At 28.2% G+C, this 24,458-nt stretch carries 16 protein-coding genes; 14 read left to right on the forward strand and 2 right to left on the reverse strand.

Features of this window, described 5'->3' with window-relative positions; all coding sequences use genetic code 11:
- Nucleotides 1-73: 73 nt before the first annotated feature.
- From RBH29_RS01265 to RBH29_RS01280, 4 genes are all read left to right on the forward strand, one after another.
- Nucleotides 74-823 carry a hypothetical protein gene (locus RBH29_RS01265; protein WP_306694561.1) on the forward strand — a complete coding sequence of 250 codons (750 nt, stop codon included), beginning with the start codon at nt 74-76 and terminating at the stop codon, nt 821-823.
- Between the two features lie 270 nt (nt 824-1,093).
- Entirely contained in the window at nt 1,094-1,231 is a 138-nt protein-coding gene (locus RBH29_RS01270; protein ID WP_306694563.1) for a hypothetical protein, read from the forward strand.
- A 28-nt stretch (nt 1,232-1,259) separates the two neighbouring features.
- A complete protein-coding gene (locus RBH29_RS01275; protein WP_306694564.1) occupies nt 1,260-3,395 on the forward strand; it encodes an ATP-binding protein in 2,136 nt (711 codons plus the stop codon).
- Nucleotides 3,396-3,498: 103 nt separating this feature from the next.
- Nucleotides 3,499-5,244 carry a GGDEF domain-containing response regulator gene (locus tag RBH29_RS01280; RefSeq protein ID WP_306694565.1) on the forward strand — a complete coding sequence of 582 codons (1,746 nt, stop codon included), beginning with the start codon at nt 3,499-3,501 and terminating at the stop codon, nt 5,242-5,244.
- Nucleotides 5,245-5,346: 102 nt separating this feature from the next.
- Here RBH29_RS01280 and RBH29_RS01285 read toward each other — a convergent pair whose 3' ends face one another.
- The gene (locus tag RBH29_RS01285) at nt 5,347-6,588 is read right to left on the reverse strand and encodes a sugar ABC transporter substrate-binding protein (RefSeq protein ID WP_306694566.1); all 1,242 of its coding nucleotides are present in this window, start codon (nt 6,586-6,588) and stop codon (nt 5,347-5,349) included.
- A 414-nt stretch (nt 6,589-7,002) separates the two neighbouring features.
- On the opposite strand from RBH29_RS01285, the gene RBH29_RS01290 reads away from it, so the two are divergent.
- The 6 genes from RBH29_RS01290 to RBH29_RS01315 all read left to right on the forward strand — a co-directional run bounded on the left by RBH29_RS01290 (nt 7,003) and on the right by RBH29_RS01315 (nt 12,035).
- Nucleotides 7,003-7,305 carry a Dabb family protein gene (locus RBH29_RS01290; RefSeq protein WP_306694567.1) on the forward strand — a complete coding sequence of 101 codons (303 nt, stop codon included), beginning with the start codon at nt 7,003-7,005 and terminating at the stop codon, nt 7,303-7,305.
- A 76-nt stretch (nt 7,306-7,381) separates the two neighbouring features.
- Nucleotides 7,382-8,050: a prepilin peptidase gene (locus RBH29_RS01295; protein WP_306694569.1), complete on the forward strand. Its 669-nt coding sequence runs from the start codon at nt 7,382-7,384 to the stop codon at nt 8,048-8,050.
- A 156-nt stretch (nt 8,051-8,206) separates the two neighbouring features.
- The gene (locus tag RBH29_RS01300; protein ID WP_306694570.1) at nt 8,207-9,394 is read left to right on the forward strand and encodes a hypothetical protein; all 1,188 of its coding nucleotides are present in this window, start codon (nt 8,207-8,209) and stop codon (nt 9,392-9,394) included.
- A gap of 105 nt (nt 9,395-9,499) precedes the next feature.
- On the forward strand, nt 9,500-10,264 hold the full coding sequence (locus RBH29_RS01305; RefSeq protein ID WP_306694571.1) for a hypothetical protein: 765 nt from the start codon (nt 9,500-9,502) through the stop codon (nt 10,262-10,264).
- Nucleotides 10,265-10,285: 21 nt separating this feature from the next.
- Complete coding sequence (locus RBH29_RS01310) at nt 10,286-11,005, forward strand: ATP-binding cassette domain-containing protein (RefSeq protein ID WP_306694573.1); 720 nt, start codon at nt 10,286-10,288, stop codon at nt 11,003-11,005.
- A 127-nt stretch (nt 11,006-11,132) separates the two neighbouring features.
- Nucleotides 11,133-12,035 carry a hypothetical protein gene (locus RBH29_RS01315; protein ID WP_306694575.1) on the forward strand — a complete coding sequence of 301 codons (903 nt, stop codon included), beginning with the start codon at nt 11,133-11,135 and terminating at the stop codon, nt 12,033-12,035.
- A gap of 127 nt (nt 12,036-12,162) precedes the next feature.
- Here RBH29_RS01315 and RBH29_RS01320 read toward each other — a convergent pair whose 3' ends face one another.
- A complete protein-coding gene (locus RBH29_RS01320) occupies nt 12,163-17,028 on the reverse strand; it encodes a diguanylate cyclase (protein ID WP_306694576.1) in 4,866 nt (1,621 codons plus the stop codon).
- Between the two features lie 732 nt (nt 17,029-17,760).
- On the opposite strand from RBH29_RS01320, the gene RBH29_RS01325 reads away from it, so the two are divergent.
- From RBH29_RS01325 to RBH29_RS01340, 4 genes are all read left to right on the forward strand, one after another.
- On the forward strand, nt 17,761-19,065 hold the full coding sequence (locus RBH29_RS01325) for a YecA family protein (RefSeq protein ID WP_306694578.1): 1,305 nt from the start codon (nt 17,761-17,763) through the stop codon (nt 19,063-19,065).
- Between the two features lie 27 nt (nt 19,066-19,092).
- Nucleotides 19,093-21,288 (forward strand): DEAD/DEAH box helicase, encoded by a 2,196-nt coding sequence (locus RBH29_RS01330; protein ID WP_306694579.1) that lies wholly within the window; start codon nt 19,093-19,095, stop codon nt 21,286-21,288.
- A gap of 205 nt (nt 21,289-21,493) precedes the next feature.
- Entirely contained in the window at nt 21,494-23,191 is a 1,698-nt protein-coding gene (locus RBH29_RS01335; protein ID WP_306694581.1) for an Hsp70 family protein, read from the forward strand.
- 1 nt (nt 23,192) lies between these two features.
- On the forward strand, nt 23,193-24,458 hold the full coding sequence (locus RBH29_RS01340) for a tetratricopeptide repeat protein (RefSeq protein WP_306694583.1): 1,266 nt from the start codon (nt 23,193-23,195) through the stop codon (nt 24,456-24,458).

Here is a 24,458-nt window from a genome sequence, read left to right on the forward strand (position 1 = left end):
AAGCAAATACTTTCTGCAATTGTAGAACGTAAGAGACATGTATATTAAAACAAGGTTGGGAGGAGTAAAAACTATGGAAGAAGGATTTATTAACACTTTAAACAAAAACCAGAACAAAAAAGGGTTTAAATTTATTATGAGAATAATGATATTTTTATTCATATCTAGTTTACTAGTGTCATGCCAAAATAAAAAATTAGATCAACAAGAGTCACTTGGGTTACTTCCTGAAAATGATGTAGAAGTTGTAAAAGGCATGGCATTAAGCAAAATTGGAGCTAGTCTACCAAATTTGTGTTATGCATCAGAAGACATTGCGGTTATATATGACTATTGGGGAATTATTGTATATGATTTAAAAGAACATAGAATATGTAGAGCTGTTGATTTAATTACACTAGATACTAAAGATACACAAGATGATTGGTGGACAAATGTTACTGTAAATAAAGAAGGAACACATATATTAATCGAGAGGATTTCACGAATAGATAATTCAACATTAAATTATATATATGATATTGAAAAAGATGATTTAAAGAAAACAGATAAATTGAGTTTTGATGAAGGAGAGATGAATAATTTATATAACCCTCATAATGAAGAAATTAATACTTATTTAGAAGATATAGGAGTGAATGATTTTGAATTTTGTGGTGATATTGCTAGGGTAGGAGAAAACAATTGGATAGGTTTAAGTATAACTGAATTACGGCAAGGGGATGAGTTATGTTACGATGACATGAGACAAATGACTCTAGTTATAGTAAAAGATGACAGCGTAAATTCTAAACAAGTTTTTGATAAATTTTCTGATTTATAATACAAATATATATAGGGTCAGGTTTGAATAATTTACCTACTCATATGAGTAAGTAAATTATTCAAGCCTGACCCTATTTTTAAAATATTACTATGTAATTACTATGAATAGAAAAATTTCATGCGTAAACCGTTTCATTTAGTTGCATAACAGCACCATTTCTTATATAATAATATTAGTAATAAAAAACAAGTCTTTAGTACCTGTAACATTTGACAGATGTAAAAGACTAAATAAAAATTGTAGCTTTTCAAAAGATGAAAAAGCAGAATGAAAGCAAATTCTGCAAATTATAATTTTAGTAAAAGATATGTTGTTCCTTTTAGTATAATGAACTTAAAATACGGTACTGTAATGCCTAGAAAAAATGCATTGAACAGTTATTTTTTTATTTATAGATTTAATTAATAAAAATTCTACTTAAAGGAAGATGATTTTGAAAATAAGATCAAAACTATTTTTAGTAATAGCAACTTTAATATTTTGTATTATTTTTAGTGTGCTATTATTAATATATGAAATAAATGAGTCATCTAGTAATTATCAGACAATTATAAAAGGGCATGATTTGATAATAGATTTTGAGATTGCACTGGGTTCAGTAAATGAGCTTATTTCAACTCAAGACTTAATGCGAACAAAAGATATTTGGATCGAATCAATAAATAATTATTCTGATTCACTATCTGATTTTGTAGAGTCAAAAAATCTAAAGGACTTATTATCGGATGAAGATATAAAATTCAAATATGATTCATTGGTTAGAGTAAATGAAAGTGCTAATTCAAGGTTTTTGGTAATTAAAAATCAACTTAACCAAATTGAGAATAATGGAACTTTGCAAAGAATTGATTTAACTGACCCGACACTACTTTATGAAAATAGAGATTTGTATTTTACTTATTATGAAATAAGAGAACTAAAGAGCTTTTTCTCTTTAAATGTGAGAGATTCTATAAATTCACTTGTTGATGCTTTACATGAAAAAAGCGAATTAGATCAAATACGAAAGCGTAATATTTATTTTACCATATTGTTTTTCCTATGTACTTCTATAATTATTTTTTCTGTAATAATAATAAACAGGATTTCTAAAAATGTTAGTTTAATATCAAAGGCCATTTCAAATATTTCTAAAGGTAATTTTACAAAGCAACAATATATAAAAACCAATGATGAATTTGGTATATTGTATAAGGATATTAATGGATTTACAGATGACCTTAAAGACAATGTTGGGAATATTATTCAATTTACAAAAGAACTTGCTCAAAAAAATATAAAAGAAACTGATATTTCAAATGTTCATGAAAACATTGTTATGCAAATTGTTAATTATACAACAGCTGATGGTGCAGCATTATATTTATTAAATAATCAAAAAGATGTATTAACTATAAAAAATATTGCAGGAACCTTTTATTCTCCTGAATTAATTGATACATCTGATGTTAATAAAATGAATGATGAGAAATTAAAATCATTTTTCCTAAACAAACAGGTATCTATTGAGAACTCATTAGTGGGAAATGTTTTGAAAACTAATGAGAATATTTTTATTAAAGATACAGAAAATGACATATTATCTAAAGAGCTTTCTTATAAAATAAAAGAGCTTGTTTATTCGATGATTTTTATTCCACTGATTGTTTCAGATCAAACAATAGGAGTAATTTCTATTATGAAACTAAAAGAAAATGATGCGTTGACAGATTTAGATTATATACATGTAAAAAGCTTTACTGAATATGCAGGTTTAGCCATAGATAATTTTAATAAATTGAAAATACAAGCTGAAAAAAATCAACTTGAGAGAGAAATAAAAATACAAAAAATATATGAAGCGAAACTTAAAAATAGTAATAAAGAATTAGAAGATTTTGCTCATATTGTGTCACATGATTTAAAAGCACCGCTTCGCCAAATAGCTGCTTTTAGCAAAAATCTTGATAATATGTTTAAAGATCGTTTTGATAGTATGGGAACTGATTTACTAAATAGAATAGTTGTCACATCAAATTATATGCAAAAATTAATAAATGGATTGTTAGAATATTCTAGAATAACTTCAAAACCAAATCCTATTGAAAAAGTTGACTTGCAAAAAATTATAAATGAAACTGTAAGTGACTTTGAAATTCAAATATGTGAAAAAAATGCTGAATTAAAAATAGATTATTTACCGTCCATAGAAGCAGATCCAATTCAGATGAGACAATTATTTCAAAATCTCATTGGCAATGCATTAAAATATCAAGAAAAAGATAAAAAACCATATATAGAAATCAGCAGTTCATTGGTTACTGATGAAAAGATTTTGTCGGAGTTAAATCCAAATAGGCGTTATTATGAAATAAAGGTGAAAGATAATGGAATTGGTTTTGAATCAAAGTTCGCTGATGAGGTTTTTGGTGTTTTTCACAGATTGGTAGGCAAAAATGAATATGAAGGGACAGGCATAGGATTATCGATATGCCAAAAGATAGTAAAAAGGCATGGTGGGATAATTAAAGCTAATAGTGCTTTAGGTGAAGGTTCGACCTTTAGTGTTATTCTTCCTGAAGATAATTAAAATAAAATTTATATATTTAAAAAGCTTGATTTTGGAGGGACTTTTAAATTATGAAGAGGCTAAATAAACTTTTTTGTGATTTTATAGAAGGGAGATTATTAAAGTGAGTAAAAGTATAAAATTATTATTAGTTGAAGATGATGAAAATGATTATATAATTATGAAAAGTGTAGTATCTCAAATTAAATATGAAAATTACACTATTGACTGGGCATCAACTTATGACAAAGCTATTGATATTATAACTTCTGAAGAAAATCATTTTGACGTGATATTCATGGACTATAATTTAGGCAGATATAATGGAATAGAATTAATGCGAGAGATAAAAGAAAAGGGATGTAACATTCCAATTATAGTGTTAACAGGTCAGGATGACAGAGAAGTGGATGTTAGTGCAATGGAAAATGGAGCAACAGACTATATTGAAAAAAGCAAGTTAGATGCAGATGGTTTAGAAAGAGCTATTAGATATGCTATGGCAAGAAAAAAATCAGAAGAAAAGATTTTTTATTTGGCTTATTATGATAATTTAACTCATCTGCCCAATAGATTTTTATTTATGGAAAAACTTAATCAGGCAATTCTAAGCAATAAAAGAAGTGAGAGAAATTTAGCTATATTTTTTATAGATATTGATAATTTTAAAAAATATAATGACACATTAGGTCACAGATTTGGTGATGTATTATTAAAAGAAGTTAGTAAAAAGCTTTTGAAATGTATTAGAGTGAGCGATTGTGTTGCGAGAGATTCAATAAACCCAGCAACGGATATTGTTGCTCGTTTAGGAGGAGATGAATTTACAATTCTCTTAACAGAAATCAGTCACTCAGCAAACAGTTCAATTGTTGCAGATCGTATTCAAAAAGAATTTGAAAAAGAAATAGTAATAGATAATAAGGTATTACCTATTACACTAAGCATGGGAATAGCAATTTATCCTTATGATGGCAGGACACAAGATGATTTACTTAAAAATGCTGATATTGCTATGTACAATGCAAAGAAAGAGGGGAAAAACACATATAGATATTACAAAAATTCTTCATATGAAAAACAAAACTATAATTTATTGTTGGAATTTGACTTGAGAAATGCGATAAAGAATAATGAATTTGTTGTGTATTATCAACCAATAGTAAATATGGATACAGAAAAAATCATTTATATGGAAGCGTTAGCAAGGTGGCAGCATCCTAAATATGGGATTGTTAGTCCTGAAGATTTTATAAATTTAGCTGAAAATATTGGAATAATAGATAAGGTTGGAGATTGTATTTTTGAAAAAATTTGCAAGGATTATCAAGAAATGAATAGATCAGGAGTTTCTTTAGTTCCTATTTCAGTAAATATTTCACCTAAGCAATTTGATAATCCTCAGCTGTTTGAACAAATAAAAAACAAACTGGAAAATTATAAAATACCTTCATCCTCAATAATAATTGAAATAACAGAGACCTGTGTATTTAGTTCTAGGATTAAAGACAGTATAACTGAAATAGTTAATAAATACAAAGAATATGGTATTAAAATATCCCTTGACGACTTTGGAACTGGATATTCATCATTAAAGATACTGCAATTTTTACCGATAGATTTCATAAAAATTGATGGGTCTTTTACTAAAAATATTTTAGAAAGCAAGAAAAATCAAGCAATTATTGATGCCATATTAATTTTAGCTGAAAAATTAGATATTTCAGTAATTCCTGAGGGAATTGAGATTAAAGAACAGATTGAATATTTAAAATCAAAAGAATGTAAAAATGCACAGGGTTTTTACTATTATAAGCCACTTCCATTGGAGAAAATAAAAGAGTTGTTGCAAGAAGATTTTACTAGCTAACTTTAACTGATTCGAAAGTAAAGTTATTTTTTGAAACTTCAAGTGGAGTTTTTCCACTTGAAGTTTCTGTTTTAAAGAATATATCAATCTGCAAAACCTTATTTACTCACTTGTTATCCAATTATTGTATTCATCTAAAAGGTTTTGACTCCAAGTCGGAACTTCTCCTTTAGGTTTAAATTTAGGTAAAGGGTGAATATCTTCACCAAGTATTTTAACAATGCTGTTTCCATACAGATCCCAGTTGTTTACATTATCTTTGTTGACAATAGGAAATGGTGTTTGACCTATAGGAGTTTTAGAATATTCATATGTATTAACGGTCATATCGTCATTCCCCCAATAAGTACCTTCTGGCTGTTTAGCAACAAGAGGTAGTGGAATTTCGGGCATTTCATATGGTTCATATTGATAAGAAGCATCCTTTAATATATATTCTTTAGCAATTTCCCAAGCAGAATTAGATATTGCATTTGGAACTTGTGCATAAACTGAATCAATTAATCCCTTTCTCAGCCATGTCAAAGTTGATGGTTTGCCATCGATACTGGCTATAAATATATGGTTTGGATCTCCTGCATAATAAAGTTTGTCGTATTTTTCCAAAGCACTAAGTGTCCCCACAAGATACGATCCATCGCTTCCTGAAATTATAGCATCAGGGGCTTCATTTGTACCGGCAAAATATTCATCAATAGCTTCAGCCCATCCATTTGGGGCAAGGCCTCCTATTAATGAAATATAGTTGATTTCAGGATGATTTTCCTTTATCCAATCAAATCCTTCTTGACGTAAACCCCAACCGCTTTGTCTTAAATCACCGTTTATGGAAACTATGGTTTTTCCTTCAGTTGTGCCATGCTTTTCTTTTATCCACTCAACTGCTTCTTTTGCCATTGATTTTGCTGCGTTATAATCATCAAATATTACAGAAAAGCGACTTTCTTCAGTCACAAAACCTTTAAATGAAACTACAGGACAATTATATTCCTGTTCTGCTGTTTTAATTGCATCATTTATAGCAGTTGAGCTTGTAGGAAAAACAAATAAAATATCAGATTGTTGTGCATAATTGAGTATTTGCTCAGCTTGTGTTTCTTCTGAACCATCTGCTGTGTCAAGTTTGAAATTCCAACCATCATTTGTTACTGCTAACTCAAAATATTTAGCGATTGTGTTCCACCAATATTCACCAGTATAAGGCATAAGAAGACATACAGTTTGTCCGTGCTTAAATTCATCGGATTTGATTTCATCGTTACCATTGTCACAAGATGTTAAAAAGATGTTTAAAGAAACTATAATTACTAAAAAAAGTGTAGCTATTTTTACAGAATACTTCATTACCAGACCCCCATTAATTTTTTAGTGTTAAGTAATGCCTTAGAAATAATTTTGTATTCTCAAGGACAAAATCCAGATGAATTAACGGGTTTTGACCGACGAGAATCGGATGTTATTTCTTAGCCATTACTAAAGTAAATTGTTTTTATTTCAGAGGGCTTTGCCCAATGAAATAGATTAAATTAAAAACTCAACACATATAATATTACCATAAACTCTTACAAAATGATAACATATTTTATTTGCAAAGTTTAATTTATTATAACAAATATCGGCTATGATTTATTTTTCTTTAATATAGTTTTTGTTTTTAAGGAGCTTGAATATTGCAAAAATAATTAATGTGGTATAAAATTAAAAACCATAAGGTTTATATGGAAATTTTAATTTAATAAAATGAGAGGAGAATGAAGCATGATTAAGCATATTGTAATGTGGAAATTGAAAGAATCAGCTTGTGGAAATACAAAAGAGGAAAATGCTCAAATAATAAAAGAAAAACTTGAATCACTAGAAGCTAAAATACCTGAATTATTAAAAATTGAAGTAGGTATAGATTTTTCTAAAACTGAAAATAGTGCAGACATAGTACTGTATTCGGAATTTAACACCAAAGAGGATTTAGAGAAGTACAAAGTCCATCCTGAGCACAAAGCTGTTGTACCTTTTGTAGTTGAAGCAAAAAGTGAAGGACGAGTTGTTGATTGTGAAATCTAATAATGGGGTCAGGCTTGAATAATTAATTATTCAAGCCTGACCCCATTATTTAAAATAAACAGTGGGAGAGGTTAAAATGTGGCTATTAGTTTGTGTGCCTATGGTTTTGATATGTACAATTTTAATAAGTTGTTACTTGCAAAAAGACAGAGTATATGAAGATGGAAAGTCAGGGATTAATATAGGCAACATTATTGCTATGAAACCTAGCTATATTTTATTTTTAGCAGTTGTATTTGTACTTGGAATAGTTGCTTTTGGTATGCAATACAATTATTTTGAAGAATATATAAAAGCATCTAAGCTTACTTTTTTGATTATGCTTTTATCTCCAATAGCGTACATAGACTATAAAAGTAATAGTATACCAAATGAACTTATACTTACAGGATTTTTAGCAAGACTTGTATTTTATGTAATAGAGATGTTTTCAAAAAATGAAGCCATACTTGAGATATTTATATCTGACATGAAAGGCCTGTTGCTTGGAGGGGGAGTCTTTCTTATTGGAGCATTAGTTATGAGAAATGCAATAGGAATGGGAGATGCGAAAATGTACGCCATAATAGGCATTTTCATGGGCTATTATGGAACAATTATCTCTCTTATGTTTAGCCTTTTTGTGTGTTTTATAGCAGCAATAGGTCTTTTGGCTATGAGAAAAAAGACTAGGAAGGACACTATACCATTGGCACCGTTTGTTTTAATAGGAACATTTCTTGCTATATTTCTTGGAAACTACTAAACATTATTTTGTGTGTAGATATTAATTCATGAATAACAATTATATTTTAAGTTAGAAAAGATAACGGCTATATCATTTTTATAAATAATAGAATTATGGTTATGTAAAAAAGCACTAATGGATAATTTTTTATGAAATAAAAAGAGGGTGAATGAGATGTTTGTAAAAAATAATTTGGTAATCTTTTTGACATTTTTTTTAATAAGTGTTTTTGGAGTAGGCTATATGATAGTTTTTCCTATGATTAACAACTGGAATTTTGAAATAGAAACGGTATTTGGAGGTAAAGAATTATTAGATGATGTATACATAAGTGGAGAAATTATGGACAGATACTCATTAACTGAATTTTCTATTGGAAAAGAAAAAAATACAGTTAAGTTTAATCTTTTTAAAAACAGAAATCATTTTAATTTTTATTATAATAGATTGGAATCTACTGTTGTGGCAGTTGTTTTAGGTAGAGGAGATTATGTTAATTATATTGAAAGATCTAGTTTTAGGTATAATAGAAAATTTGATTTTGGCATTTATGAATGTTGGCTAAGTTCTTCTATGTATGGAGATGAAATATATGTTTATAGAAGAAAAAAAGGAGAAGACTATGGTGACAAAATTACTGTTGAAACCAATACAGAATGTTGGAGAGTGAAAAGTATAATTGATTCTAGAGAATACATTCTTAATATTGGTGAACGGTTGTTTTTTATAGCTCCTATAAGAAGCTTTGATAGTTCAGATGAAATTTATATTTATGAATTACTAAATTATGATGGTGATATGGAATACAAAAAATTAGCAGATGTTTCGATGTATTCTGAAAATAGTGGAATTATAGAATTTTTGAGTATTGATAACAGGTTAATTATAAGAAAGGGATATAAATTAATAAATATAGATATAGATACTGGGGAGGTTACTGATAAATATGAATTTAGAGAAGTGTCTAGTTTAGATAAAGTTTTTATTGATGGTAATACTTTAATTATGCTATCAACAGGAAGCGGTTTAAAAGAAGCATATGCTTTTGAGATTACTGACAAAATTGAGAAGGTGGGATATATTGAAGATATCTATGAAGAAATGAAAGCTTTGGTATATCAAGGTATTTTTAAAAATGAAAAATTTTATATGTTACAGAAAAAATTTCTTTTTCCTTTAGAAGAAGGAGCTGATGGTAAAATAGTGCTTGCTGTATCAGTATATGATAAAAATGGTGAGCATTTATATTATGGTTATGTAAAAAATGATATGTCTGATGACTGGATTTATGATAAAAACATAGATATAATTCCTCATAATCTATCAAATCGAAAATACTATGATTTTAAAATAGAATATTAAAGATTAGATTATTATAAAAAGGTAGTGGACATCTCTAATAAGTGTAGAAGTTTTACAAAAAGTATTGAGGGTAAAAATTGTAATTAGAAACAAGGAGGAGTAAAATTGAAAAAAATATATTACTTAACAAATTTAGAAATGTATAGACAAATCAAAGTAATGATATTAATAATAATGGGTATGTTAATATTTCAAACAATAGCTTTTAGATTGGCTATAAGTAAAGAAGCAAATCAGCATTTAAGATTTGAAAATCTTATAAATATATCTGGAATTCCAGTAGTGTTTTTTTTAGTATTAGTAATTGTTTTGTTTAGTTCTCTATTTTTCTTATATAAAGATTTTTTAATAGATATGAGTATGTATGAGTTACTCACGCTTACTCAAAAGAGAAGAAATATTTTTTATTCTAAAATTATTAGCACCACATTGTATTTGTTTATGACATGGGCAGTACAAGTTATAAGCATATTTATATGTTATAGAATGTATAGCACTCAAGAAGGGATTCCATTAGTTCACAATGCATTGATTCTGGCTTTAGCAAGGTCAGAGTTTTTAAGATTTATATTTCCCCTTTACGCAATGTACTTTTTAGTTACAGTGGTGCTATTATTTACAATGGTTATAATTGCTTATTACATAGCAATAATAGAAAGAAGTGGTAAATATAAAATGTTTTTAATACTATTGCCGTGGCTATTAATTTGTTTAAAGTATCAGGTTTTTCATTACTATAGAAGTGGATTAACAATTTTTGGGGTGCTATTATCATTAATTGTATTAGACATTATACTTGTGAATTTATCACTTAGAATATTTAAAAAAGGGAATCTAAAATTCAAAATTAAAACAAAAGACTATGTATAAATAGAACAAGGGGGAGATAAGATGCTTGATGTTAATATTGTTTATAAACATATTAAATGTATAAATATTTTTAGAGGAATAGATGTTTTAGAAGGTGTAAATATATTAGAAAAAATATATTTTAAAATTGAACCCGGAGAAATAGTTGGAGTGCTTGATAATAACAGCAAGTACAAGACAGTGTTGCTAAAATGCATAATGAATTTAACAGAGATAAGCTTTGGAGAGGTATTGTTAGATGGATTGCCAATAAGAGAAGAGGCATACAAAAACATTGCTTATATATCGGGAAATAGAAGTCTTCAAAGAAATTTATCTCCATTAGAATATGAAAAATTCTATAGAAATCTGCATACTGGATTTAATATTGAGCGTTTTAACGAACTACTTAATTTTTTAAATATACCAAAATCTAAAAAAGTAAAATCCATGTCAAAAAAAGAGCAAAAAGAATTAGAAATAGCAATTGGACTTTCTAAAGGAGCAAAGTATACTCTTATTAACGAACCATTTTTAGATTTAGACATATCCGAAAGAAAGAAGCTTATAAATCTAATTTTATCAAAACGCAAAAGTGATGACACTATTATAATTGCAACAAATAATGTTGAAGATATTGAAAACATTATAAGTCGGGCTATATTTTTGAGAAATGGAAGAATGGCATTTGATGTTACAATGAAAGAGCTTAAAGATAAAGGCGAAAGTATTTATGATATTATTTCAAAAAAGGTTACTTAAAGTAAATTTCACTAGATTCTTGTTATTTAGACAAAACAACAAATTGTATTTAATATAAAAGTTTAGTGATACTAAAAAAGCTTTTTAAATAATGGAGAAAATATACAATTATAAAAGGGTGAATAAAATGTTTGTTAAAAATAATTTGGTAGTTATTTTTGTACTTATTATAGGAATTGTTTTGGGAACAGGATATATAATAGTTTTTCCTACGATTAACAACTGGAATTTTGAAATAGAAAGGGTATTTGGAGATAAAAAATTATTAGATGATGTTTATATAAGCGGAGAAATTATGGACAGATATTCATTAACTGAATTTTCTATTGGTGCAGAAAAAAATACTGTTAATTTTATGCCTTTTAAAAACACAGATCATTTTGATTTTTATTTTAATAGGAAGGATGAAGCTAATATTGTAGTATATACGTTAGGCGATGGGAACTATATTAATTTAATTAATCTTTCAGAGGGAGGAGTCTTTAATTGTGGTATTTATGACTATTGGATAAGTTCTAGTTGGGATGGGAAGATAGATGTTTATAGAGTAAAAAAGAGAGGGGAACGTAGAGAGGGGGTTACTATTGATACGAATATAGAGAAGAGAAGAATAGAAACGACACCTTATTCTAACAATTATATTACTGATTTTGAGGACAGATTGTTTTTTATACCACCTGTAGCGGCAGTGAAAAGTTCAGATGAATTATATATATATGAGTTATTAGATTTTGCTGGTGAAATGAATTATAAAAAAGTTGCTAATATTCCTTTAGAGAATGGTATGGGTCCAGTAAGAGAAATTTTTAGCATTGGTGACAGTCTAATTATAAGGATGAGACATAAATTAATAAACTTTAATGTAGATACGGGTGAGTTTACCGACCAATTTATAATACAAGAAAACTACGAGAATGCTGAAATTTTTATTTATGATGATCTTCTAATTATAACATCAAGCTATATGAGAGGTCGCTTAAAAAGAGCATCTGCTTATAAAATTAGCGGGTTCCTTTTCTTTTCTTGCTGACGATAAATGTAAAATGTCGTCGTAAATTGTTTTTTCATAAGATTTAAATTCTGATATAAACATATAAAATCTCCTTTGAAAGTGTATGATTTAATGTGATTTTATCAAAAAAAATACCTAGGACAATTCAAACACTAACCATATCACGACCATTTTGTTTGGATTTGTAAAGAGCTTTATCGGCAGACTTAATTAAGGTATTAAGTCCTGATGCATGACGTGGATAAGTTGCAATTCCAACACTTATTGTAACATTTAGTACTATTTCATCATTTATTATATCAAGATTTTTTATTAAATCTCTTATTTTTTCGCCTGTGGTAAAGGCTCCATTGATATCTGTTTCAGGAAGAATTATAGCAATTTCATCTCCACCATATCTTGCAATAACATCTTTAGTTCTCAAAGAATCTTTTAATAATTTTGAGATGCTTGTAAGAACTGTATCTCCTGCCTGATGACCATAAGTATCATTTACAATTTTAAATTTGTCTATATCAAACATGATGATGGAAAATATTTTGTTGTACTGTCTTGCTTGCTCAATTTCTCTTTTTAAAGTATATTTAAAATGACTGTGAGTTATAAGACCAGTAAGCCCATCTGTTGTAGCTGCTTTGAAAAGCTTTGCATTTTCAATAGAAACTGCAGCTTGAGCTATTATAGAATTTAGAATATTTATATCTTCTTTTGTAAATTCTGTAGCTGTTAACTTGTTTTCTAGATAACAAATACCATTAATTTCTTCATTATACTTTATAGGAATGCAAATTACCGTCTTTAGTTTTGTTATAAGTTTACCTTGATATATTAAGTCTTTATCCTTTTTAGCAGTATTTGTGCTGATAAATATAGTACCTTTTTCCAACACTTCTTGAATAATATCTTCCATAACAGTTATGTCTTCATCTGTGTATTTCTGTATGATATTTTCCATTTCGCCAGAAGTGTTGTTTTTTAACATTAAACATCCACTTTGGGCACCTGATATTTCTATTACAGTTGACAATACTTTATCTAAAAGAATATCCAGATCCAAAATGGAACTTATGCTTCTACTAACAGTTTCAATAGAAGAAATTCTCTGAAAGTTTTTAATTTCTTTTGATAATCTTTCATGGTGGTTTTTATCTCCATATTCAACTCCTAACAATTTCAAAACTTTTATCTCATAAGCTGTTGATTTTATTTCCTTAAACAAATTGTATGAAGTTTCTAAGTTGTACTTTGATTCTTTTTCTCTTCCGAATAGTTTTAAAAACAATCCGTACTCATAATAACTCTTTGAAGCTTCATATTTTCTTAAATATTTGTTACAGTGATTGATGCTATTTAAAAACATTTTTTCTGCTTCATTGAAATTACCTGTTAGCATTTGGTATCTTGCATTACATCGCAATGCCCCGCCGTGATGAAGAACCCACTGCTTAGTTTGAGAAATAGCTTTTTTACAAATTCTTTTTATTTTATTTAAATATTTATTCTTATCATGTCTTTTCATATTTTGAGTGTTTTGAAGAAAGTGTGCTATGTATGCTTCTGCAAGGTTTTGATAGAGAAGCACTGTATATTGTTTTAAAAACTGGTTTTGTTCGTTTATTTTTTTTGCTTTCTCAAGACAATCTATAGCTTTAGATATTTCATTACACTCAATATAAGTAATTCCAATTTCAATGAATGAAGAACAATAATTAAAACAGTCTTTTGTTTGATATGACAAGTCAATGGATTTTAGCCCCCATTTTTTAGACTCTTCATAATCTCCTTTTTCTCTATAATATTGAATGTAAAAGATACTTGCTGCACAGATAGTGTATGCATCCTTTAGTTTGCAAGCAGTTTCGTAAAACTGACCGTTTACAATACTCATATTGTCATAATTGCTTTGATAATAATAGCCTTGTACTAATACATTTAAAGACATAGCAAATTCTTTTAGGTCACCTAATTTATTAAATGTATTTGCGCTTTTTTCAGCTATAGCAATTCCTTCCTGTAAACTGCCTGTCCAATTGTAAAAATGAGCAAAATACTGTTGTACTTCTGCGGCTCCCCATGGATAATCAAGTTCTAAAGCTAAATCAAATGCTGCATGAAAAATTTTTTTTGATTTTTCAAATAAAGGTATGGCCATGCACATAGAGGCATAAGTTGTTAGACTCATGGCATGAAGGTGTGTTTTTGAAAGCTTAGCTTCTGTAAAATTAAGGGATTTAAAAGTGGTTCTAACAAATTTCAAAGTATCTGTTATTCCATAAGACCATAGTATAGAATTAAAACTAAATCCAATAAAATGGTTTCTTTTGGCAAAATCGTTGCTTATATTGTACATGTTTTTTATACTAATTGTCTGTATATAATTAGTATCTTGATCAGAATTATTATTTGACTTACAAATTTTTTTTATAGCAAGCTTGTGAATAATGTGAATAAAAAGCTCTATTATAATATCAAAAATAACAAGTGCTTTTTTTGAATGTAGAGTAATACCATATTTTTTAAGGCCTTTTTCAATATATTTCTGACAATTATCATTATCTCCATGCTTTGAATATGCTATTCCTATAAGATTATAAATAAAAGCTTCATCAGTATAATTAGATATATATTTTAAATTTTCTTTTAACATATTAATAGCTTCATTGGTTTTACCAATTGAAACATATATATGTCCAATGGTATATATACATTCAAACCATTTTTTACTTCCATGCTGGCAGTTTTCATTTATATATTTTAATGCCTGTAAATAATATTTTATAGCATCTTCATTTGCATATTTCTCAAGAGATTTAATTCCTGCTAAAAGAACATATTCAAGTGCTTTATCTTTTTCCTCTGCATTAATATAATGATGTGCAATGTCATATACCGTTTCGCCAGGCTCATTTATATGAGTTAATTCAAGTATTTTAGCAACTATTAAGTGTAAACGTTTTTTTTGCGTTTTATCAATATTTTTGTAAAAGGCTTCTTTAATTCTGTCATGAACAAAAAGTACAATTCCCTTTTGGGACAAATCCTGTTCGAGAAGCTGCATGCTTATAGACTTATCAATTACTTTTAAAATTCTATCTTTTTCTAACTCTAAGCATGAATATAGAAACTCAATACTAAACTTTTTTCCTATTACAGCAGCATTTGCTAGCACGTTTATTTCTTCATGGGTTAACTCATGAATTCTTTTTAAAATAATATCAATGATTGTAGAAGGGATCTGAATTTTTTCTAAGGCTTCTTTTTCAAAATGCCATTTGTCTTCTTTATATACGATAACCTTTTTACTGATAAGGTGTTTTAAAATTTCTATTGAAAAATAGGGATTTCCCTTTCCTTTTTGTAAAATAAAATGAGCTATTTCTCTTGTGTTATTACTACTCTCAAACAATAGTTTTGAAATAAAAGAAACTATTTTATTTATATCAAAAGGTTTTAATTTTATTTCTGCAAAAGAGTAATTATTACTTTTAGTTTTATTCAATAGATTTACTAAAGGGTGAGTTTCATGTATTTCATCATCTCTGTAGGTTCCTATAATTAGTATATGATTATTTATTATTTGACTGGTAAGTTGCAGAAGCAAATCAATACTTGAATCATCAATCCATTGTAAATCATCTAATATTATTACAATTGAACTATAATGGCTGCCTAATGTTGAAAAAAAGTTGTTGACTACGTTATGAACTCTATTTTTTTCGCTTTCAAATTTAAGATTTACTAAAGGTGTACAGTCTTCAAACAATTTTTTCATTTGAGGATTTATTTTTACAAGTACTTCACCTAAATCACCTAGATTCTCTTTAATCTTTTGTTTAATTTTTTCTTTTTCATTTTCATTATGGCTCTCAAAAAATTTCAAATACTCATTTAATGCATCAATAAAGGGAGAAAAGGGAGTTTTGTTGTTTCCTAAAAAGCATTTTCCATAAATATATATGCATTCTTGTCCATGTATATAGTTTATTAATTCATCTACCAATCTGGTTTTACCCTGACCTGCTTCACCACTTATTAAGCATAGAGAACCTACGCCTTTCATTGATTGGTTACATTTTTCCTTTAAAACATTTAATTCTTCTTCTCTTCCAATAAGGCTTGTTCTGTAATTTAATTTAATTTGCTTATCGAGCATACCTATTTCAAAGTCTTTTTCTCCATTCTTGTATTTTTTCAAATCATTTATGAGTCCTTGAATGCTTTGATATCTTTTTTCGGGCTCTTTTTCCAGCATTTTAAACACTATTTTTTCTAAAATCCATGGCACACTAAAATTTAATTCTTTAATACTTAGGGGAAGTTTTGCTATATGTTGATGAATAATAGAACTTGGGCTCTCACCAGTAAATGGAAGTGTGCTGGTGAGTAGTTGATAAAAGATAATACCTAAAGAGTAAATATCAGAACGCTCATCAATACTACTTTTTATAAAACCACTTTGTTCAGGAGATATATAATAAAACATGTCATTAATTTTAGAAAAATCAAGATCATATTCTCTAACATGTGATATTCCAAAATTATAAATCTTAATGGAAGTCTCTTTACTTCTATCTTCATTTATAAGTATGTTTTCAGGTCTTAATTCTCGGTGTGAAATATTTGAAGCGTGTACTTTTTTTAATGCTTCACAAATTTCTAATACAATATCTAAAGACTCATTTATGTTAAGGGGTTTGTTTTTACCTAAAAGTTCTGACAGGCTTATTCCTTGAAAATATTCCATTACAACGTAAAGTGATTGATCATATTCACCAACTTCAAATATTTTTAATATGCCAGGTGTTATTAGTTTAGATATAGCACTAGTTTCATTTTTAAATCTTATTATATCTTCAAATCTTTTAGATATAGCATGTTTATTTAGCATTGTTATGACAACATTAGTGTTCTCATGTATGTTTTCGGCTAGCCAAATAGTACTAATATGACTAGAAGCCAGTTTTCTAATTAATGTATATTTTTTAAATGTTATTTCACCTTTGATATCCATCTAAGTCCTCCTGATTATTGCAATATATCATAATGTGTTTATCGGTTAATCCAAAAGAAATATTTAGCACAATGCTTTAAGAATTGGCTTCTATGATATCTGAAATTAATAGTCATTTTAAAATAGGACAAAAAAAGGACCGTGGCATTCTTAGGTTTAGAAGTGAGAATGCACGGTTTTTTAGGGGAGTAAATATATATTTTAAAATATTATTTTTGATTGTCAGAGTACATATCGATAAAAAGTATAAATTACTTTAGCTTTTTTTAAAAAACTTTTTCTCAAAATTAGCTGGACATCCCCAAATCCAATAATCCACAATTATCACGTAGTGAATTTATTGGCACAGTATGTGAAATATTAATTGAAAAAGTAAATGAACTAGGAATCCGAGGATTTATAAATTCCATAAAAAAATATGTGAAGGAGCACCATTAGATAAATATAGAATAGAAAATGCAAGAAATAGAAGGTTTAACTCCACCTGAAGATTTATAAGAGCAACTCCACCTTATAGGTGGAGTCTTAGAATAAGATGAAGATTTTCAGTAGAAGTGTGTAAATTAACAATCTACTTACAGTTATCTATTCATAAAAATAAGTTGAGTATAGGTATTAGAATGTCTTGACTGTTCAAGCTTTGCTTTCTACAAGAAAGTAAAGCTTGAATTGTGATATAAAAAAGTTATAATTATAAGTAAAATAATATATTTAAGCAATAAGGAGACTTACGTGAGTTTTAAATATTATAATGAATATATGCCTTCACTTAATTCTATGGCAGCCCAGTTATTTGACATTAAAGGTAGAATTAAAGAAAGGTATGTCAAATTCAAAAAACAAAACAGTCATGAATATCCATATAAAGTAATTAAGCTGGAAAAGGATTGCTTTAATCTTGAGGAACTATTAACTTTATATTCAAAGGAAGAATTAAAAACTATTATTGAATATTTAGAAGTTGATATTTTAAAAAACTCAAAAAAGTCAATGCTTGTTTCAGAACTTTCAAATGAAATTATTAAAAAATTTAAATTATTTTTAGAATTAATAAATGAGGATATGTATTACTTTATAGAATCACTCCAAGGATTACAAAAGATACCTTCAAATAAAATAAATAATCAGAATTCTTTTATAAACTATCTGATTGAGAGGGGATTGCTTTTTTGTTGCTTTATTGGTAATGAAGAAGTATTTGTTATGCCAAAAGAGCTTCAGGATATATTTAAAAACGTTGATTATTATAAGTTCAAAAAAACAACTAAATTAAACACCTGCATTTGTAAAATGGGAAGAGGTATTTTGTATTATTATGGGGTTGTAGATGAATATGATTTTAATAAGCTTTATAAAATTATGATTAATAACTATAAAGAAGGATTTTTAGACAAAAAAGTTTCTTTTCCTCATATAAGAGATATAGATAGTTTAAATGGAAAGGATACTGAAAGAATTGACGAAATATTTAAAAATTATGCATGTTATGACAGTCAGGTTGAAATCGTGCAATTTGATGATGATTTTTACCGCTTTTATTATGCCGATCACTCTGTTGCTTATCCTTATAATACATATATTAAGCAAAATAACATGAAAGATATTGAGTTTGTAGAACTATCTTGCAATGATTTGTTAAAAGGACAAATGACAGATAGTTGTGCAAAAAAGAAAATGAGCCAGTACCTTTCTAATAATTTTAATGTAAGCTTATTAGAGGCTGAGTTAATTGTAGATGAGTGGAGCTGGTATGAAAAAAATGATATGGACTTTAGAATTTATGTAGACTTAATTTTAGAACAATTAAATTGTGCAGATGTTGCTGAGATAAATACAATGCTTTCATTTTGTTTTAGCAATTTTATGAATGATATAATAAAATGGAGACTTAAAGGCCATACACTAAAGCAGTTAACTCAGAAAGAAAGAGGAGAGTTTCAAGAAAGTGTGAATCCAAACCCCGAGGGAAAAACTGGGAGAAATGCTCCGTGCCCTTGTGGGAGTGGCAAAAAATACAAGAAATGTTGCGGTAAATAGATAAAGTTAGGATAGGGGAAATTCAAAATGAAAAATAAACTAATTGGAAATGTTGATTTTGAGGCTTGGAAAGTGGAAGACACTGGTGAAGAAGAAATGGAAAATGAATATTCACTTAGAAAATGGAAGCCTGAAAATTCTAAATTTAAATTGTATATAGATTTTGACAAAAATTTTATTGTTATATATCCAGTATTACATATAGAAAATAGAACATATCTACTAAGTAATTACAAAGATGAAGGAAATAGTAGAATAGAAGTTTTTATGAGCTACTTCAGTACTAAATATAGAACATTTAAAATAAGACAATCTCTGAATTTTCCTGAACTTTTAACATTGCCTGTAATATACACCGATGATATACTCGATTTTTTTCTTGTTGTAATACCTGATTTTTTGAAAATAGCAGAGGTTTATTATACTGAAAACTTGAAAAAAGTAATGATAAAAAAGAATATAAAATTTAATATATCATCTAATGGTGGTAGTATTGAGGAGTATTTATTTTGTGACTTTGATTTTGATATATCACCAGATGATTTAGAAGAGATGATAAATTCTTATAAAAGCAAAGAAGAAATGCGTTTTTATCAGCTAAAAAGTGGCGGATTTGTTGACTTAAGAGCAGAAAAGGTAGCTAAAACACTTGAGTTTTTAAGAAAGTTTGGGATAACTAAAAAGGATCTTGAAAAAAGAAAAATAGCCATTCCCAAACAAGAGCTACTATACACTTCAAACCTTATAGAAAAAGCAAAGGAAGATAATGCTATAGAACTTTCGGGAATTGACTTAAGTAATGTTGAAGAAAGTATGTTTAATATTTCAGATGTTAATTTTGACATTCCTAAATCTATAAACGCCCAATTGCGAAATTATCAAAAAGAAGGCTACAGATGGATGAAAAAGCTTTTTCATATGGGTTTAGGTGGTATTCTTGCAGATGATATGGGACTAGGAAAGACATTGCAGACAATTGCTCTTATTGCATCTTCTATAGAACAAAATGAGAACTTGAAATGCCTGATAATAGTTCCAACATCGCTTATTGACAATTGGATGAGTGAGTTTGAAAAATTTGCTCCAGATATAAAATGTACTTCTATTGTTGGAGAAGTTTTGGAGAGGGAAAAAAGGCTAAGGGAATATAAAAGTTATAATGTTATGATAACATCTTATGGCCTTGTTTTAAATGATATTAAAAATTACAGAAGAAAAAAATTTGATATAATAATTTTAGATGAGGCACAAAAGATTAAAAATCACCTGTCTAAAACATCAACTGAAATAAAGAGCATAAAGGGGAATGTTAAATTTGCATTAACAGGCACTCCTATTGAAAATAACCTATATGAACTCTGGTCAATTTTTAACTGGACAATGCCGCCACTTTTAAAGGATTTTAAAGCATTTAAATCAAAGTATATAGGATCAAATGAAAATTTAGAAGAGTTAAAAGAAAGAGTTAGTCCGTTTATCTTAAGAAGAATTAAAAAGGATGTTCTTGAAGATTTACCTGAAAAAACAGAAACTACAATTAAAGTAGAATTGACGGATACTCAGAAAAAGCTCTATTTAGGATATAGAAATAAGGCAATTGAGTTAATAGAGGAAGGAAGTAAATTATTTGATATTTTGCCCCAACTGACAAGACTTAGGCAAATATGTTGTCACCCTGGGATGTTTTTAGAGGATTATTCTGATAAAAGCATTAAGACAGATGTTTTAATGGATATATTAAATCAGCTTAAGGAAGAAAATAGACGGGCATTAGTTTTTTCTCAGTTTACTTCTATGCTAGATATAATAAAAGCCCAACTGGAAAAAGAAAATATTAAGTATGAAATGCTTGATGGGCGTACACCTCAAAAAAAGAGAGATGGTATTATAAAAAGGTTTAACAACGACGATTCAACAGCATTTCTTATTTCATTAAAAGCTGGTGGTACAGGCTTAAACTTAACATCAGCAGATACAGTAATTCATTTTGATCCCTGGTGGAATCCAAGTGTAGAAGAACAGGCTTCTGCAAGAGCTCACAGGATAGGTCAGAAAAAGAAGGTGCAAGTAATATATTTAATTGCCAAGGGTACTATTGAAGAGAGAATTAATGATGTAAAACAAAATAAAAAAGAATTAATTGATAAAATAATAGAGCCTACAAGCCAAACAATATCAGACATTACAGTTGAAGAGGTAAAAAAACTTTTGGTATGGGATTGAAGGTAAAAAGATGGTTTTAGGAGTAAAGTGTTAATATAAGCTTTATTAGAAATTGTATAGTAAAAAAGAGAAATTAAAAAATATAGTTTATTTATAGTTGAATTTATAATACGTTTTATATCCAACCTAAGAGTTGTTATAAAATTATTCTTTTTGTTTTAAATAAAAAATGGTATTATTAATATATAAACAGGAGGATAATTGAATGTCAATTATAGGTATTGATTTAGGAACTACCAACAGCTCGGTTTCATGTTTTATCGATAAAGAATGCATTATTATTCCAAATGCATTAGGAGAGAATTTGACACCATCTGTTGTAAGTGTACTCAAAAGCGGTGAGTTTATTGTGGGAGGTGCAGCAAAAGAAAGGCTTATTACAAATCCTCAGCTCACAGCAAGTGTATTTAAAAGATATATGGGAACAAATAAAAAATATAAACTGGGAAAATATGATTTAACTCCAACAGAGCTTTCTTCTATTGTGATAAAATCCCTAAAATCCGATGCAGAGTCGTATTTAAATACTGAAATAAAAGAAGCTGTAATAAGTGTTCCTGCATATTTTAATGATAAACAAAGGAGAGCAACAAAACAAGCTGGTGAAATGGCAGGCTTAAAGGTTGAACGATTAATAAATGAACCTTCGGCTGCTTCATTAGCATATGGCCTCCAACAAAATGATGATGAAAAAAAGTTTCTTGTATTTGATTTTGGAGGAGGAACATTTGATGTCTCTATTTTGGATTTATTTGACAATCTATTAGAGATAAGAGCTGTTGCAGGTAATAATTTTCTTGGTGGAGAAGATTTTAATGAATTATTAATAAAACATTTATTAGAACATTTAGGTATTGAACTTAGCTCTCTTGATTTAAAGGTTATTTCAGCTATTAAAAAACAAGCTGAAGAATGCAAAATAGCATTAACTACCGCAGAAAAATTTGAAATGAATTGCTGTATTAATAAAAACAACTATGCATTAACAATAACAAATGATGAGTTTGAAAATATGTCTCAAGAACTTTTGTTTAAACTAAAAAAACCATTGCTTAGAGTCTTAAGTGATGCCTCAATGAATACTCAAGATTTAGATGAGATTATTCTTGTTGGTGGTTCAACTAAAATGCCAATTGTAAGATCTTTTGTAGCTAAAATGTTTGGTCGATTACCACTTTGTCACTTGAATCCAGATGAAGTGGTTGCACTAGGAGCAGGAATTTATGCAGCTATGAAAGAAAGGAATGAGTATTTAAGAGAAACAGTATTAACAGATGTATGCCCATATACTTTAGGTACTGCTGTAGCTGTTACAAATCAGTTTGGGGAGTATGATACAGGTGTTTTTCTTCCTATAATTGAGAGAAATAATACTGTTCCATATAGCAAAGTAGAAAGGCTATATACTTTATATGATAACCAAACATGTATAAGTGTTGAGATTTATCAAGGTGAACACCGTCTAGTTGAGAATAATTTAAAATTAGGAGAGATAAACATATTTGTTCCACCTGCACCAGCAGGTCAGTCTGCAATTGATTTGCGTTATACATATGACATTAATGGAATACTTGAGGTAGAAGTAACTTCCCTTGAAACAGACGAGAAAAAGCGAGAAGTAATTGTAAATAGTGAGACGGAAATGACGACCCAAGAAATAGAAAAACGTTTGCAAGAAATTCAGGATATTAAAATTCATCCTCGTGATAATGCAAAAAATCGGTATCTATTGGAAAAAGCTGAAAGGCTTTATGAAGAAACTCTATCAGATTTAAGAATGGAAATATCTCGTGCAATTAATCGATTTGAAGCAGCTCTTAATAAACAAAATCCAAAAGAAATTCGAAAAGAAGTAAAACTGTTTGAAGAATTTCTAAAAGAGATAGAATATGAGGGGCTTTAAGATGGATATATGGAGTATACTTGGTATTGAGAAAACAAATGATAAGAGACAAATAAAAAAAGCCTATGTGAAGATGCTTAAAAAATATCATCCTGAAGATGATGCAGATGGTTTTATAGTGTTAAAAAATGCTTATGATGAAGCTTTGAAACAATCTGATAGTATAAATGATAAAAACTTTAATAAGGGTTTATCATTTGATGAAAAAAATAAAGAATTATTAGAAAACCAGGAAAGAAAAACGTTATTTGTTGAAAAGGAAGATAATTATAAAAACATAAGTTATGAAAAGTCGGAAAAAGATGTTTTTGGTAAGTTACAAATACTATACAACGATATCTTTAAAAGAAGAGATATAGAATGTTGGAGAAAACTTTTTTTAGAACTGAGTATTGATGAATATATTATCTTGTGTCAAAGAGGATGGATTTTTTTAAACAATAACTTTCACTTGACCTGGGAAGTATGGAAATTGTTGGACGAAGAATTGCGGTTGTGTAACAATTCAAACTTCAAGTGGGTTAATCTTGTAAATTATGATTTTGGGCTAAATTTTGATTATCTTGATAAAAAACATCATTGTGACTATAACAGGTATGTTTCTTTAAGATTTGAAGCATTTAATTCACTTAGAAGTATGGATTACCAATCATCTTTAAAGCATGCAGAAGATGCGTATGAAATATATGATAAAGATCCTGTATTACACAAAATAACAGGAATTTCATATTACATGTTAAATAATAATCTAAAAGCTAATGAGTTTTTTTCAAAAGCATTATTTATAGACAATGAGGATTTAAAATCACTTATATATATTGGACATATATTTTTTAAAAAGGGTGACTACACAAAAGCTATTAAAGAATTTAAGTTGGCTTTGGAAATTGATAGTGATAACATAGAAGCAGCAAAAGGTCTTATTAAGTGTTTTGACAAATTAAAAAAGAAAAAGGCTGCTAACATATATATTGTTGAGTTGAAAGAAAAAGGTATAGTTGATTTAGAGCTTGATATTATCTTTTATAAATACCAGCTATCAAATCCACTAACAAAAGTTAGAAAGCTTCTAAAAGTATTGAATTATGTTTTAGATAGAGATAAACCAATAAGAATACTTATAGATATGATTTTAATGTCATTGTTGTTATTCATTCCCGTAATACTAGCGTTAGTTTTTAGATCCATTTTCTTAACTTATTTTTTTCTAATATTAATTCTAAATATTTTTGTTATTATGCCTATATATAAAAAAATTAAGGGGTGA

It is taken from the genome of Herbivorax alkaliphila, from assembly GCF_030848475.1.
Classification (GTDB): domain Bacteria; phylum Bacillota; class Clostridia; order Acetivibrionales; family Acetivibrionaceae; genus Herbivorax.

Bases quoted from the DNA above. Each gene is read 5' to 3' on its own strand.
- RBH29_RS01340 (WP_306694583.1), top strand. From the start codon at position 23,193: ATGGATATATGGAGTATACTTGGTATTGAGAAAACAAATGATAAGAGA.
- RBH29_RS01295 (WP_306694569.1), top strand. From the start codon at position 7,382: ATGTGGCTATTAGTTTGTGTGCCTATGGTTTTGATATGTACAATTTTA.
- RBH29_RS01300 (WP_306694570.1), top strand. From the start codon at position 8,207: ATGTTTGTAAAAAATAATTTGGTAATCTTTTTGACATTTTTTTTAATA.
- RBH29_RS01310 (WP_306694573.1), top strand. From the start codon at position 10,286: ATGCTTGATGTTAATATTGTTTATAAACATATTAAATGTATAAATATT.
- RBH29_RS01265 (WP_306694561.1), top strand. From the start codon at position 74: ATGGAAGAAGGATTTATTAACACTTTAAACAAAAACCAGAACAAAAAA.
- RBH29_RS01335 (WP_306694581.1), top strand. From the start codon at position 21,494: ATGTCAATTATAGGTATTGATTTAGGAACTACCAACAGCTCGGTTTCA.
- RBH29_RS01330 (WP_306694579.1), top strand. From the start codon at position 19,093: ATGAAAAATAAACTAATTGGAAATGTTGATTTTGAGGCTTGGAAAGTG.
- RBH29_RS01315 (WP_306694575.1), top strand. From the start codon at position 11,133: ATGTTTGTTAAAAATAATTTGGTAGTTATTTTTGTACTTATTATAGGA.
- RBH29_RS01285 (WP_306694566.1), bottom strand. From the start codon at position 6,588: ATGAAGTATTCTGTAAAAATAGCTACACTTTTTTTAGTAATTATAGTT.
- RBH29_RS01290 (WP_306694567.1), top strand. From the start codon at position 7,003: ATGATTAAGCATATTGTAATGTGGAAATTGAAAGAATCAGCTTGTGGA.
- RBH29_RS01270 (WP_306694563.1), top strand. From the start codon at position 1,094: ATGAAAGCAAATTCTGCAAATTATAATTTTAGTAAAAGATATGTTGTT.
- RBH29_RS01320 (WP_306694576.1), bottom strand. From the start codon at position 17,028: ATGGATATCAAAGGTGAAATAACATTTAAAAAATATACATTAATTAGA.